This is a genomic window from Flavobacterium sp. 140616W15 (assembly GCF_003668995.1).
GTDB lineage: Bacteria > Bacteroidota > Bacteroidia > Flavobacteriales > Flavobacteriaceae > Flavobacterium.
On the sequence record NZ_CP033068.1, the window covers coordinates 580057 to 595345 of the forward strand.

Sequence of the window (15289 nt, forward strand, 5' to 3'; positions counted from 1 at the left end):
TTTCCTTAAATTATCGAGCTACTCGTGAAGATTTCTCGTTCCTCGAAATGACAAAAATGCACACACCAACTTTAAACTTGAGCTTTAATCGAAGTTCCTTATACCCTTGGTTCAAAACTTTGGCAAAGGTGCTCAAAGGTATTACCAACACAATATTTAACCCACCGATTGTAAGTATTGTGTATGAAATGGAATTAGATTATGTTTGAATGAATAATTCATTAACTCAACTAAAAAGAAATGATTAAGAAAATAACTCAAATTTTATTTACTCTTGCTATTGTATTGTTATTAGTAAGTTGTAAAAATACTAAGCAAAAACTTCAAGAGTATGTTGCTACTTATAATAGTACTGCAGCAACTTTTAAAGGTGAGCACGTAACACTTACTACTGCTAGAGGTTATATAAACGATAACAAAGTTGAACTGCGTTTTGAAACTAATCTACCAGAAAATGATTCTAATAAAGCGGCAGCTAGTATATCGTTTCCTAAATTATTGAAAGATATGATAAACAAAAATCAAATTCCTAAAGAGTTAATTAAAGAAGGAGTACAGTTTGACGTTTATTTCCTAGCTAATGATAATACAGTTCTTAACAAAGAGGTGTTGAATAATGAAATTTTAGATATTTTATTGAAAGAATAATTTATTTAGACTTCTGGATTTAATTAAAAAGCCTCTTTGTAATTTGCAAAGAGGCTTTTTAGTATTTATCGTTTAGTAACGCTTGTCAAGTTATCTGGGAAATAGAGTTCAGATAGATTAGTAAATTCATCACCACGCATAAAAATATTGATATCAACATCAGCAAAACGGGTTTTACCTGATGCTGCTAATAATTCATTTGCTGAGTGCAAAGTGTTTTTATGAAAATGGTATACACGATCTGATTTATCTGTAACAACCAAACCTTTCATTAGCATTTTGTTTTGAGTTGCAACTCCTGTTGGGCATTCGTTATTATGGCAACGTAGCGCCTGAATGCAACCTAATGAGAACATAAAACCTCTAGCGCTATTACACATATCGGCACCAAGAGCTACGGCATGTAGTATAGAGTATCCAGAAATGATTTTACCACTACCAATTACTCTCATTTTATCTCTAATATTTAATGCAATCAATGTTTTATTCACAAAAATTAAAGCAGGCTCAAACGGCATACCAACTCCATCTGCAAATTCTAACGGAGCAGCACCAGTACCACCTTCGGCACCATCTATAGTAATGAAATCTGGAAAACAATCTTCAGCGATCATTTCATTACAAATTTCTTCAAATTCTTTAGTGTTCCCAATACAAAGTTTAAAGCCAATTGGTTTTCCTTCTGATAATTCACGCAAACGAGCTACAAAATGAACTAATCCTTTTGCATCAGAAAATGCACTATGGCTAGGAGGTGATAAGATTGTAGTATGAGGTTCAACGCCTCTTATTTTAGCTATTTGCTCTGTATTTTTCGACGCAGGAAGTACTCCTCCATGTCCAGGTTTTGCTCCTTGTGATAGTTTAATTTCTATCATTTTTACATTTGGGAGTAATGCTTTTTCTTTGAATTTTTCTCCATCAAAATTTCCATTTGCGTCACGACAGCCAAAATATCCCGTACCAATTTGCCAAGTAACATCACCGCCACCAGCAAGATGAAATTCTGTAAGACCTCCTTCACCAGTGTTTTGGTAGAACTTTCCTTTTTGAGCACCTATATTCAAAGCACGAACAGCATTTTCACTAAGAGAACCAAAACTCATTGCTGAAATATTTAGTAGCGAAGCTGAGTATGGTTGTTTACAATCTTTTCCGCCAACAAGGACACGAGGTAATTCTTCGTTTACTTTTGCTGGAAAAATAGAATGTTTGATTCCTTCATAGCTATCGTGATTAAGGTTTAATTGCGTTCCAAAAGGAGAGCTAGAATCTATGTTTTTGGCTCTTTGGTATACTAATGAGCGTTGATTTCTTGAGAATGGTTTACCATCAGTTGATCTTTCAATAAAATATTGTTGAATTTCAGGAGCAATCATTTCAAAAAGATATCTAAAATAACCAAGAACTGGAAAATTTCGAAGGATTGCATGTTTCTCCTGGTTAATATTATAAACTCCAACGATTAATAATATTGGAATAATAATAAGGAGTAAGAAACCACGTCCTGATTCAGAATAATAATAAATTGCGGCAACGACTAGAAACAATAAGATTCCGTAAATAAAGAATTTTTTTCTCATGTTTTTTAATGTTTAATTTGAAATGTGTAAAGTATGTAATTGTAAAATGGTTAGCTATATCTCAAGCGAACGTAATTGTGTTTGATTCCTTTTTTATCAGAATCTCTCTCATCGATTTCGAGAATATCAGTTAAAGACTTTAGCATTGGAGTTAATTTTGAAAAGCCATAATTTCTTGGGTCAAATTCAGGTTTCTTTTTTACTAAAAGATTACCGATGTCTCCCAAGAAAGCCCATCCGTCATCGTCACCAATTGCTTCGATCGTGTCTTCGATAAGTTCGATGGTTTGTAAGTCGATTTTGTTTAATGGTTTTTCAGTTTGTTTTTCGCTTTGTTTTCCAGTTGGCTTTTCAACAGGTTTTTTAGAGTCAGAAGCAGTAGGTTTTGGATCTTTCTTTTTAATAGCACCATCCAATACTTCAATATATATAAAACGATCACAAGCTACAATAAAGGCACTAGGTGTTTTCTTTTCACCGATTCCAATTACTTTCATACCAGATTCTCGCAATCGAATAGCTAGTCTTGTAAAATCACTATCGCTAGAAACAATACAAAAACCATCTAATTTACCAGAATATAATAAATCCATGGCATCGATAATTAAAGCTGAATCTGAAGAATTTTTACCTACAGTATAACTATATTGTTGAATAGGAGTAATGGCATGTTCTAGTAAAACACTTTTCCAACCGTTTGCATTGGGTTTTGTCCAGTCGGCATAAATACGTTTGGTTGTTGGAGTACCAAATTTAGTAATTTCCTCCATCATACCTTTTACATTACTATACGGTACATTATCGGCATCGATAAGTACAGCAAGTTTCAATTCTCTGTTGCTGTTTAAAGACATTTTATAGGTTTTACAAAATTATAATCTACCAAAGGTAAAATTAAAATTCGTTTTTATGGGGACTTGCTTTATAATATGTGTTTTAGGATAATTAAATTATTCTGGTTATAAATAAGCTTTTTTTTATTTAAAAATCTATTAAAGATAAATTTGTCTTTTAATATGTTTTTAAATATATTTGTATAAAATATAACGAATCAATCTATGTTTTCAAAAGCATGCGAATATGCGATCCGCGCCTCAATATTTATTGCAACTAAATCTTCTCAAGGAATTAGAGTTGGGATAAAAGATGTGGCAAAAGAAATTGATTCTCCAGAGCCATTTACGGCTAAAATAATGCAGATTTTAACCAAAAATGGCATTATTGATTCTGCGAAAGGAGTAGGTGGAGGGTTTGAAGTTTCAAATGTTGCGATTAAGTCTATTAAACTAATCCAGATTGTCGATGCAGTTGATGGGGATAGTATATATATGGGGTGTGGTATTGGATTAAAAGAATGTTCAGAATCACATCCTTGCCCAGTTCATAATGAGTTTAAGGTAATACGTGGGTTATTATTAGATATGCTCACAAATACCACTTTAGAAGAGCTTGCTTTGGGGGTTAAATCAGGAGAATTTTTCTTAAAACGATAAATAAAAACAATCAATATTAAAATAATTTAAATACTTAAAAATGAATAAAAAAGTCAAAATTTCGATTTTAATGCTAATGGGATGTTTAGCAATTACTTCTTGTGGTAAAAAAGAAGCAACTCCAACTACAGAATCAACTGAGATGAATGAAACAACAACTGACTCAGAAGCACAAACTGATGCAGTAAGTAATGTTTTGGTTATTGAAGGAAATGATCAAATGCAATTTAATACTAAAGAACTTAGAGCAGTAGCTGGAAAACCTATTACGCTAACATTAAAACACGTAGGTAAAATTCCTAAAGAAGCTATGGGGCATAACATAGTTATTTTACAAGAAGGTACAGATGAAGCCGCTTTTGCAGCTAAAGCAATTGAAGCTAAAGATACTGACTATATTCCGACTTCTGAAAAAGCTTCAATCGTTGCACATACTAAATTAATTGGTGGTGGAGAAGAAGATACTATTGAATTTACTGTAGATAAAAAAGGAACATATAATTTTTTATGCACTTTCCCAGGGCACGTTGCTATGATGAAAGGGGTTCTAATTGTTGAATAATTAAAGAGCTCTAATCCTAATTTATAGGGTTAGAGTTTTTTATTAAACTAATAAAAGACAATTTTATCTTTTATGTAAAAAAAAATAAATATAATATATGAAAAGAGAAAAAAAATTATGGGTTGCATTTTCTTTAGTAATGAGTATATCCTTTGCGGTTTTAGGATATTATGGTTACGAAATTTATCAGCAAGCGCCACCAATTCCTAAACAAATAGTTTCAGATAGCGGAAAACTTATTTTTTCGGAAGATGAAATTAAAGATGGACAAAATGTTTGGCAAAGTATAGGAGGTCAGGAAGTTGGATCAATATGGGGACATGGTGCATACGTAGCTCCTGATTGGACAGCCGATTGGTTGCATCGAGAAGCAATGTTTATTCTAGATAAATATGCGAAAGAAGATTTCGGTAAGGAATTTAAAGACTTGGATAAAGAGAAACAAGCAGCGTTAAAGATACGCCTGCAAAAAGATGTGAGAACAAATCGTTATGATGAAAAGTCACAAACGCTTACGATATCCGAAAATAGGGTTGAAGCTATTAAATATTTAAGTAAATATTATGAAGGGCTTTTTACCAATGATTCTAAATTTGATAAGTTAAGAGAAGAATATGCCATTCCTAAAAACGCTGTAAAAGAAGAAGCTAGAATGCATAAAATGAATGCCTTTTTCTTTTGGGCTACTTGGGCAACAGTAACAGAGCGTCCTAATTCTGATATTTCTTATACACACAATTGGCCAGCGGATGAATTGGTTGGTAATGTTGCTACAAAAGAACTACTTGCTTGGTCAGGTGTTAGTATTATTTTATTGATTTTCAGTATTGGAATTCTAGTATTTTATCATGCTAAATCGGGTGAAGAAGAAGAATTTCCTCTGCCAACAAAAGATCCAATAATTAATCAAGGGATGACTCCATCGATGTATTTGATTAAAAAATATTTCTGGGTAGTGAGTTTACTAATGATTATTCAAATGGCTTTAGGGATAGTTACAGCTCACTATGGTGTTGAAGGAAATGCATTATACGGCATTCCGATAGATCAAATTTTACCTTATGCAGTTACAAGAACCTGGCATACGCAATTGGCTATTTTTTGGATAGCAACAGCTTGGTTAGCAACAGGATTATATATTGCTCCGGCAGTTTCGGGTAAAGATCCAAAATTTCAATGTTTTGGAGTGAATTTCTTGTTTATTGCTCTGCTAATTATTGTTTTAGGTTCAATGGTCGGACAATGGTTTGGAGTAATGCAAAAACTAAACTTGGTACAAAACTTTTGGTTTGGACATCAAGGTTATGAATATGTAGATCTAGGACGTTTCTGGCAGATATTCCTTTTAGTTGGATTGTTCTTATGGCTGGCATTAATGATACGACCATTGATCCCCGTTTTAAAGAAAAAAACAGAAGAAAAAAATCTAATCATTCTATTCTTAATCTCTTGTACTGCTATTGCCATGTTTTATGGGGCAGGATTAATGTGGGGAAGACAAACAAACCTTGCAATTGCTGAATATTGGAGATGGTGGGTTGTTCACCTATGGGTGGAAGGATTCTTTGAGGTATTTGCAACGGTTGTTATTGCATTTTTGTTTGTTCGATTGGGATTGTTAAAAACGAAAACCGCTACTTTAAATGTTTTGTTTGCAACTATTATCTTCATGGCTGGTGGTATTTTGGGAACGTTTCATCATTTGTATTTCTCAGGAACTCCCACAGCTATTATGGCATTAGGAGCATCATTTAGTGCACTAGAAGTAGTACCGCTTACATTAATTGGTTTTGAAGCATATCAAAATTATAAACTATCAAAATCTACGCAGTGGATTATAGATTATAAGTGGCCTATTTATTTTATGATAGCAGTAGCATTCTGGAATTTCCTTGGTGCTGGAGTTTTCGGATTTATAATTAATCCACCAATTGCGCTTTATTACGTACAAGGTTTAAATACAACACCTCTTCACGCACATACAGCATTATTTGGGGTTTACGGAATGTTAGGAATTGGGTTAATGCTTTTTGTTTTAAGAAGTTTATACAGAAATATTAGCTGGAATGAGAAACTGCTTAAGATTACTTTTTGGTCATTAAATATAGGCCTGTTTTTAATGGCAGTATTAAGTTTGTTACCAATAGGTATTTGGCAAGCAATCGAAAGCATAGATCACGGAATGTGGTACGCACGTTCATCAGAGTTAATGCAACAACCTACAATGATTACCTTAAAATGGATGCGAGCTATAGGTGATTCTATCTTTGGAATAGGAATTATAACTACAGCTTGGTTTGTCTTTGATTTGACATTAAAAAATAGAAAAAAATAATAAATTAAGAATTATGGAAAGTTTACAAAATAAAACAATTGGAGCGTTTGTAGCTGAGGATTATAGAACAGCAGCAGTATTTACAAAATATAAAATCGATTTTTGCTGTAAAGGAAATAGAACTATTAATGAGGTATGCGAAAAACAGGAAATTGATTCTAAAGAGCTGCTTAAAAAAATTCAAGACGCATTGTTGGCTGAGGATAGCAATAAAATAGATTTTAACTCTTGGCCATTGGATTTATTGGCAGAGTATATAGAAAAAACACACCACCGTTATGTAGAGGATAAATCAATTGTCATTATGCAATTTTTAAATAAACTATGTAGTGTTCACGGTGCGAATCATCCTGAGTTGTTTCAAATAAATGAGCTATTTACCGAATGCGCAGGCGAATTAGCACAACACATGAAAAAAGAAGAACTTATGTTATTTCCCTTTATAAAAAAAATGATAAAAGCTAAAGAAACAAATGGGGATTTGATGCAACCTCCTTTTGGAACGGTATCGAATCCAATTGCAATGATGATGCATGAACATGATACTGAAGGGGAACGCTTTCGCGAAATTGCCAGCTTGACAAATGATTATACTGCACCAAGTGACGGATGCACCACTTATAAAGTAACATTTGCAATGCTAAAAGAATTTGAAGAGAATTTACATACTCACATTCATTTAGAGAATAATATTTTGTTTCCTAAAGCAATGGTCCTAGAGAAAGAATTCTCTTAATAGTAAATGTATATTAATTAGAAAATGCACCGGTAAATTAATTAACATCGGTGCATTTTTATTACTATAAAATGTTAATAATAGTAATGATTTAAACTACTTTTAATTTAAATAAAAATGAAATTGTTATCTGGAATGGGTTCGTATAAAAGTTGGATTATATGTTGCTTCTTTAATTTTTGATAGCCTCACTTATGGGGTTGTTAATGCGATATCTCTATCTGTTTCCATTAAACGTAAATTATAGCTTTTTACTGCATGCACATTCTCATGTAGCCATGTTAGGCTGGGCATATTTGATGATTTATGTCCTGATTGTTCGTTTTTATCTTCCAAAAGAAAAAAGGGAAAAACCAATTTATAACCAATTATTTTGGATTACTGAATTTGCAGTTATTGGTATGATGATTTCTTTTCCTATCCAGGGATATGCTTTGTTCTCGATTGTGTTTTCTACCATGCATATTTTATTGAGTTATGTTTTCTGTTGGCAGGTTTGGAAAGATAGTTTTGAGGATAAAACAAGTGACCATAAACTTTTACTCACAGCAGTTCTGTTTATGGTTTTTTCAACTTTTGGAGTTTGGTGCTTAGGACCTGCAGTAAGTATGTTAGGAAAGCAAAGTGCATTTTATCAAATTGCCATTCAGTTTTTTCTGCATTTTCAGTTTAACGGCTGGTTTTTATTTGCGGTTCTGGCTTTGTTCTTAAAGCAATTTGAAGATAAAATAGATAAAAAAGCATTTAAAATATTCTTCATTTTACTCATTGTAGCAACATTCTTAACTGTTGCATTTCCTGTGAGTTGGTATCTCGAAAACAATTTATTAAGTTGGATTAATACTGTTGGAGTTGTTCTGCAATTGGCTGCTTTTGTTTATTTCTATAAAATGCTAAAACCTCAAATAGTTTGGTTCAAAGTAAATTTAGACTCAACGACTAAAATGGTATATGGTTTAGCTTTATGTTCGTTATTCTTGAAAATCTGCATACAATTATTAGTTCTTATTCCTAATTTAGGGGAAGTATCACACCAAATCCGGAGCTTTATAATTGGTTTCATCCATTTAACAACTTTAGGTGTAATAACAGGTTTTTTGTTTGGAGTATTAATTCAGAATAAGTTGCTTTCGTATCAATCTTATTTGCTTCGCACAGGAATAAAATGTTTTATTTTGGGATATATAGCGACAGAAGTGTTACTATTTCTTCAAGGAGGATTTCTTTATTTTGGCAAAGGAGCACTTTTGGGGTATTATGGGTGGGTTTTTGGAACGAGCATTCTTATTGTTGTTGGATTAAGTTTGATTACAGTTTCAATTATTAAGACTAAAAATACTTACTTTCAATAATGCTTGTATTTTTTATCACAGATTAAAAGGGCTCTAAAATTTTGCTTATATAGGAGTGCGGATAAAACTGATTTACAGTTTTGTGAAATTAAAGGTTAATTTATCTGCAAAAAAAACATATTGTAATTATAATCTTGTCACCCTGACGAAGGAAGGGTTTCATCAAGTAGCTCGACAAATATTATGGAGTTTCTCATAGAGATTTGCTTCGCCTGTTCGCTATCGCTCGAGTCTCGTTCCTCGAAATGACAAGATTGGAGAGTTTTTTCGCTGACTTCGCGGTTAATTCCTAGTATATTATAAAACAAAAAACAAGAGTCGATTAATTAAAATCTTCTCTTGTTTTTTACGAATTGAATTAACCTATTTAATTTTTTCGGCTTCCAGATTTATTCTGTCAATTGTTTTGTCATTGTTTACGCCTAAACCTTCTTGTTGGTAAACTAACTCTCCATCAGGATTAAAAACACTTATAATGTTAGAGTGTGAAAAATCTATAGGAGATATTTTTTTGTAATTAACAGCAAGAATAGCGGCAAATTCGCGGGTGTTTTCCTCCGTAGAGCGTAAGAAAATCCATGGGTCATTGTTCATTTTATTGGCGATAGCAAATGCTTTTAGTTTTTCGGGAGTATCATTTTCAGGGTCGATACTTACTAAGATGAGTTTTACATTTTTCTTAGTTTTTGTATTTAATCTAGATTCTATGTTTCTCATATCTGCAACAAGTCTAGGACAAGCCGCTTTGCAGGTCGTGTATATCATTACCATGACCAAAACATTTCCTCTCAAACTTTTTAATTCAATATCTTTTCCATCTTGATTTGTCCATTGAGAAGGTAAATTGTAAATGGATAAATCGCTAATTGGTTTGTCTTTTGAGGTGAATGCGCTGGTTTCCTTCTTAGAATCTTTACAGCTTTGTAATGTAAAGAGAAGGACAAAGATTGCGATTACTGTTTTTTTCATTTTTAAATGATTTAGAATTATAGTTTTGTTGTGCTAGCGCATCTAAAACCTAGGTTTCTTGTTGAATATTGTGCCTTAAGGCTTCCTCTAAAAGCATAACGCATAAAAGCTGCATAATCCATTAAGTCACTTGCATTTACTGAGGCTCCACCACAAAAAAGATTTTTGTCATTACTTTTATCTTTTCTAGATTCTCCAGACAAAAAAATGCTATTAAAGTCAGAGGTCCATTCCCATACTAACCCATGCATATCATAAACTCCCCAATAATTTTTGAATGTCTTTCCAATCGGATTTTCATATGTTTTTGTCTTCTCGTACCAAGACAATATGTATTTATTAAATTCAGCTTTGGTTCTGGCGTCAATCTTTTTCTCATCTGCCATAGCAACATATTCCCATTCATCCATAGTAGGTAATCGTTTGCCTTGGCATTCACAATATTTTTTGGCAGCAAACCAAGAAACGTTTGTTACGGGAGCTTTAGGATTCGAATTCCCAAAGTCAAAATCACTTTTCCAATACGATAGATAGCTTTTGTCTGCAAAAATTCCTTTTATTTTAGATTTACTATAGTTTGGATTCTTTTTGATAAAAGTCAAGAATTCACTATTCGTAACAGGATAAACATCTATGTAAAATGATTTTACTGCGACAGGTGTTTTTTCTGTAGCTCCATAAAGAGGGACAAAAGAGCCCTCTTTTATTGGAACCATTTTCAATTCTTGTGCGCCTAACATTCCCCAGTAAGCCAAGAAAAGAATAATAAATGTGTTTTTTTGCATAATATTGGCCGTTGTTATCTTAGAGATTTTACCATTTCGGGAGTAACATCTGTTTTGTTATTTCCCCAGCTGTTGTATATATAAGTCATAACATTTGCTATTTCATCATCAGTTAAGTTTTGACTTGGCATAACATTGTTATATTTTTTACCATTTACTGTTATTTCTCCACTTAAACCGTGCAAGATTGTTTTAATTGCTCGTTTTGAATCAGAATTTAGATAATCTGATTTTGCTAGAGGAGGGAAAGTGCTTGGGATTCCTTGTCCTTCAGATTGGTGACAAGCAAAACATGTTGTTCCAAAAATTTGTTTACCAATTTTTATTTTCTCAGCTACTGTTCTTTTTGGTGTTACTGTTTTAGTTGCTCCGTTATCTGGCATTTTTTGAATAGTTCCTCCTTCTGGCAAATAAATACCTTCTTGAATTGTTCCAGAATAAATGTTTTTATGTTCAGCACCTTCAACTTTTAATATTCCTAATGCTCCTTTATTGAATGCTCTAAAAATAGAGTGGTCAACCAAGATAAAGTCTCCTGGTGTTTCGACTTTAAAATCAATTATAGCAGCTCCTCCAGCTGGAATTAGCGTCGTTTGAACATTTTCATTAATCAGACTTCCGCCTTCTACATGCACTTTATCAAATATTTCACCGATGACATGGAAAGAAGATACTAGATTAGGACCACCGTTACCAACAAATAAACGAACCGTTTCACCAACTTTTGCAGTAAGTTCGCCACCATTAGTTAATGAACCAACTTTTCCGTTAAATACAACATAATCAGGAGTTTCTTTTACAGCTTTATTCATGTCAAAAGGCTGAAGTCCTTTGGCTCCATATTCACCTTGTGTGTAAAAATCTCCTTGCATAACGTAGTATTCTTTATCTACAGGAGGTAGTCCACCTTCAGGCTCCACAAGAATTAAACCGTACATTCCATTTGCAATGTGCATTCCAACAGGCGCAGTAGCACAATGATAAACGTATAGTCCAGGATTAATTACTTTGAAGTTAAAAGTCTTTTCGTGGCCAGGAGCTACTAATGATGAGGTTGCTCCACCACCTGGGCCTGTAACTGCATGTAAGTCGATGTTGTGTGGTAACTTATTATCTGGATGATTTTTTAGGTGAAATTCGACTTCGTCACCTACACGAGTTCTGATAAAACTCCCTGGAACAGAGCCACCAAATGTCCAATAAGTGTATTTTACACCATCAGTCATAGTACCTTCTTGCTCTTTAATTTCCATATTTATTTTTACTTTCATAGCAGCTCTATTACCAACTGGTTTAGGTACCATCGGTGGTGCTGTAAGTTCAGCTTCCATTTCTCCACTGGTTGTAATGTCAGTGTAATTAGTTGAGCTTTTATCTTTTTTGCATGATGCTAAAAGCATCATAGCAAAAATTGCACAAAAAAATACTTTTAATTTTAATGGCATTTTGTAATTTCTTTTCATAACAAATTTGGTTTTATTTTAGTTTAAAATCTTTATACAAAGATAAAAGACAGTTTTGTCTTTTATTATGATAAAAATCATGAAATACAGATTATTTATTTAAGAAATTTGTAATGTTTTAATTTTAATAGTTGTGCTTTTAAAAATGTTGTTTTAGGAGAGCTTCTTTTTTTAATATTGATATTCAGAATATTTTTCAATAAAAATAAATGGAAACTCTATTTTAGAATAATAATCATTATTTTTGCACGCTGTTTAAATTAAAATTATTACTTCAAAATATATTTATGGTAAAAGATTTATTCGAAAGAATTCAGAACAATAAGGGACCATTAGGAAAATGGGCTTCTCAAGCAGAAGGATATTACGTTTTTCCAAAGTTAGAAGGTGAGTTAGGTCCTAGAATGAAATTTCACGGAAAAGATATCCTAAACTGGAGTTTGAATGACTATTTAGGTTTAGCAAATCATCCAGAAGTACGTCAGGCAGATACAGATGCAGCAATTCAGTTTGGTGCGGCATACCCAATGGGAGCTCGTATGATGTCAGGACACACTAAATATCACGAACAATTAGAAAATGAATTGGCAGATTTCGTAATGAAAGAATCAGCTTATTTATTAAATTTTGGTTACCAAGGTATGGTGTCTATCATTGATGCTTTAGTGACTAAAAATGATATCATTGTATATGATGTAGATTCTCATGCTTGTATCATTGACGGTGTTCGTTTGCATATGGGTAAACGTTTCACATACAAACACAATGATTTAGAAAGTATGGAGAAAAACCTGCAACGTGCTACAAAAATGGCACAAGAAACAGGTGGAGGTATTTTGTTTATTACCGAAGGTGTGTTTGGAATGCGTGGTCAACAAGGAAAATTGAAAGAAATTGTTGCTATGAAGCAAAAATACAATTTCAGATTATTGGTAGATGATGCACACGGTTTTGGTACACTTGGTAAAACAGGAGCTGGAGCAGGTGAGGAGCAAGGTGTTCAAGATGATATTGATGTTTACTTCTCTACTTTTGCAAAATCTATGGCAAATATTGGAGCTTTTGTAGCTGCAGACAAATCTGTTATTGATTATTTAAAATACAATTTGCGTTCTCAAATGTTTGCAAAAGCATTGCCAATGATCCAAACACTTGGTTCGTTAAAACGTTTAGAGTTGTTGCGTAATTCATCTGAAATTAAAGATAAACTATGGGTTAATGTAAATGCATTACAAAGTGGTTTAAGAGAAAAAGGGTTTAATATTGGAGATACAAATACTTGTATTACACCAGTTTACTTAGAAGGAAGTATTCCAGAAGCAATGGTAATGGTGAATGATTTAAGAGAAAATTATGGTATTTTCCTTTCTATCGTAGTATATCCAGTAATTCCAAAAGGAATTATTTTGTTGAGAATGATACCAACAGCTTCACACACTTTGGCTGATATCGATGAAACACTTACAGCTTTTGAAGCTATTCGTGAGAAATTAATCAACGGAACTTATAAAGAAATAGCTAGTAGAACTACAGTTGATGTAGATGCATAGTTAAAAACAATATTCATTTTGTAGATACATGTGAATTATATAAAGAAATCCATTCGTTATGCGAATGGATTTTTTTTGTTTAATTTTTTAATGTAGTATATTTAACATTCAAACTTTTAAACAGAATGATTATGAAAAAAATAATAGCAATAATAAGCATTTTTACACTAGTATTAGTTTCTTGTAAAAAGAATGAATCAGAAGAAATTGTTCCTAATACAGTTGAATCAGGAGAGGTTAAAGAATCTGTTGGTAAACAATGTTTCGAATTAGTGGTTAACAATGATACAATTGCAATGACCTTAAATACAAATTCTCATAATGAAGTGAATGGAGAATTAGTATATAAAATTTATGAAAAAGATAAAAATGAAGGAACCATAATCGGAAACATAAAGGGAGATACACTTATTGCTGATTATACTTTCAAATCTGAAGGAGTTTCTTCTGTAAGAGAAGTTGCCTTCCTAAAAAAAGCAGGAACTTTTATCGAAGGATATGGAGATCTTATAGAAACAAATGGTAAAATGACCTTTAAAGATAAAAAGCTTTTAAAATTTGATTCAAAAATGACCTTATCAAAAGTAGATTGTAAATAGTCCTGAAACACTGATAAAAAAAATCCATTCGCATAACGAATGGATTTTTTTTTATAAATCTTTACGAAAAGTAGCTCTTCGCTTGTGTATTACAGGATCAAAATGTTTCCATAAATTGTGTATGGCTACATTGTCTGTTAATTCGGGAGTTCTGTAGCAATTAATGATGCCCTTTTCTTTAAAAGTATGGTAATACTCATTGAATATAATTGCAGTTACGGCTTTGTTTTGATATTCAGGGTGAACGCCAATTAGATAGAAAATCATATCCTTACTATGTTTTTTAGCTTTAAGTAAATGAAGGAATCCAAACGGGAATAATTTTCCTTTTGTTTTCTGTAAAGCTTCTGAAAAGGAAGGCATTACAATACTGAAAGCAATAATGTTATGGTCTTTGTCTTCTACAAATTTTATAAATTCAGGATTGATAAAACTGATGTATTTTTTCTTGAAGTATTCTTTTTGTATATCTGATATTGCTACAAAAGAAGATAAAGAAGCGTAAGATTCATTGAACAAATCAAACATTTTATCTACATGTGGCATGACCTCTTTGGTAGTTTTAAAATTAAGAGGTTTTAATTGGTATCTTCTCTTAACCAATTCATTTGCTTTTTCGAAAAATTCAGGTTTTACATTAGCAAAGGGGAATTTACTCTCATCATATTGTTTTTCTACTACATAGCCCAATTGTTGAAAATGAGTTGCGTAATAAGGATGATTGTACCAAGTAATCATAGTTCCCATTTCATCAAACCCTTCAGTTAAAACACCAACTTTATCGAGATTAGAGAATCCCATTGGACCTTCAACATATTCAAGTTTGTTTTTTCTGCCTAATTCATATACTTTTTCAAGTAAAGCCTTGGTTACTTCGATATCATCAACAACATCAAACCAGCCAAAACGGACTTTCTTTTTTGTTGGCCATTTACTTCATCCCAGTTGATTATGGCAGCAAGGCGACCTACGATTTTATTGTTTCTTAAAGCTACATAAAAAGTAGCCTCAGCATTTTCGAAAGCAGGATTTTTGGTTTTATCAAAAGTTTCTAATTCATCAGCAATAATTGGTGGAATCCAATATTTATTGTCTTTATATAATGAAAAAGGAAATTTTATAAACTCAGTTAACTCTTTCTTTGTCTTAGCTTCTTGTATTGTAATCATTAAGATTGTATTATATATTTTTAAAAATCTCTTTTTTGAGAGATT

Annotated in this window: 13 protein-coding genes and 1 pseudogene; 8 read left to right on the forward strand and 6 right to left on the reverse strand. The window is 32.4% G+C overall.

Annotated elements, in window-relative coordinates:
* The first annotated feature begins 240 nt into the window (after nt 1-240).
* On the forward strand, nt 241-648 hold the full coding sequence (locus tag EAG11_RS02545; protein ID WP_129537751.1) for a hypothetical protein: 408 nt from the start codon (nt 241-243) through the stop codon (nt 646-648).
* A 65-nt stretch (nt 649-713) separates the two neighbouring features.
* On the opposite strand, the gene EAG11_RS02550 is transcribed toward EAG11_RS02545, so the two are convergent.
* Together EAG11_RS02550 and EAG11_RS02555 are read right to left on the reverse strand one after the other, a co-directional pair.
* A complete protein-coding gene (locus tag EAG11_RS02550; protein ID WP_129537752.1) occupies nt 714-2231 on the reverse strand; it encodes an FMN-binding glutamate synthase family protein in 1518 nt (505 codons plus the stop codon).
* A gap of 50 nt (nt 2232-2281) precedes the next feature.
* On the reverse strand, nt 2282-3085 hold the full coding sequence (locus EAG11_RS02555; protein ID WP_129537753.1) for an NYN domain-containing protein: 804 nt from the start codon (nt 3083-3085) through the stop codon (nt 2282-2284).
* Nucleotides 3086-3289: 204 nt separating this feature from the next.
* Between EAG11_RS02555 and EAG11_RS02560 the strand changes: the two genes are divergently transcribed.
* The 5 genes from EAG11_RS02560 to EAG11_RS02580 all read left to right on the forward strand — a co-directional run bounded on the left by EAG11_RS02560 (nt 3290) and on the right by EAG11_RS02580 (nt 8709).
* A complete protein-coding gene (locus tag EAG11_RS02560; protein WP_129537754.1) occupies nt 3290-3724 on the forward strand; it encodes an Rrf2 family transcriptional regulator in 435 nt (144 codons plus the stop codon).
* 40 nt (nt 3725-3764) lie between these two features.
* The gene (gene azu, locus EAG11_RS02565; protein WP_129537755.1) at nt 3765-4286 is read left to right on the forward strand and encodes an azurin; all 522 of its coding nucleotides are present in this window, start codon (nt 3765-3767) and stop codon (nt 4284-4286) included.
* Nucleotides 4287-4383: 97 nt separating this feature from the next.
* Nucleotides 4384-6621: a nitric-oxide reductase large subunit gene (locus EAG11_RS02570; RefSeq protein WP_129537756.1), complete on the forward strand. Its 2238-nt coding sequence runs from the start codon at nt 4384-4386 to the stop codon at nt 6619-6621.
* Between the two features lie 13 nt (nt 6622-6634).
* Complete coding sequence (gene ric, locus EAG11_RS02575; RefSeq protein ID WP_129537757.1) at nt 6635-7357, forward strand: iron-sulfur cluster repair di-iron protein; 723 nt, start codon at nt 6635-6637, stop codon at nt 7355-7357.
* 179 nt (nt 7358-7536) lie between these two features.
* The gene (locus tag EAG11_RS02580; protein ID WP_242499246.1) at nt 7537-8709 is read left to right on the forward strand and encodes a hypothetical protein; all 1173 of its coding nucleotides are present in this window, start codon (nt 7537-7539) and stop codon (nt 8707-8709) included.
* Between the two features lie 363 nt (nt 8710-9072).
* Here the strand turns inward: EAG11_RS02580 and EAG11_RS02585 are convergent, their stop codons facing one another.
* From EAG11_RS02585 to nirK, 3 genes are read right to left on the reverse strand one after another with little or no spacing between them, the layout of a single operon-like run.
* Complete coding sequence (locus EAG11_RS02585; RefSeq protein ID WP_129537758.1) at nt 9073-9678, reverse strand: SCO family protein; 606 nt, start codon at nt 9676-9678, stop codon at nt 9073-9075.
* A gap of 17 nt (nt 9679-9695) precedes the next feature.
* Nucleotides 9696-10463 (reverse strand): formylglycine-generating enzyme family protein, encoded by a 768-nt coding sequence (locus tag EAG11_RS02590; RefSeq protein ID WP_129537759.1) that lies wholly within the window; start codon nt 10461-10463, stop codon nt 9696-9698.
* Nucleotides 10464-10477: 14 nt separating this feature from the next.
* Nucleotides 10478-11926, reverse strand: coding sequence for a copper-containing nitrite reductase (nirK, locus tag EAG11_RS02595; RefSeq protein ID WP_129537760.1), 1449 nt, complete (start codon nt 11924-11926; stop codon nt 10478-10480).
* A 287-nt stretch (nt 11927-12213) separates the two neighbouring features.
* On the opposite strand from nirK, the gene EAG11_RS02600 reads away from it, so the two are divergent.
* Nucleotides 12214-13476 (forward strand): aminotransferase class I/II-fold pyridoxal phosphate-dependent enzyme, encoded by a 1263-nt coding sequence (locus tag EAG11_RS02600; RefSeq protein WP_129537761.1) that lies wholly within the window; start codon nt 12214-12216, stop codon nt 13474-13476.
* A gap of 131 nt (nt 13477-13607) precedes the next feature.
* Nucleotides 13608-14075 (forward strand): hypothetical protein, encoded by a 468-nt coding sequence (locus EAG11_RS02605; RefSeq protein ID WP_129537762.1) that lies wholly within the window; start codon nt 13608-13610, stop codon nt 14073-14075.
* A 51-nt stretch (nt 14076-14126) separates the two neighbouring features.
* Here the strand turns inward: EAG11_RS02605 and EAG11_RS02610 are convergent.
* Nucleotides 14127-15244, reverse strand: a pseudogene (locus EAG11_RS02610) (GTP cyclohydrolase).
* Nucleotides 15245-15289 lie beyond the last annotated feature (45 nt).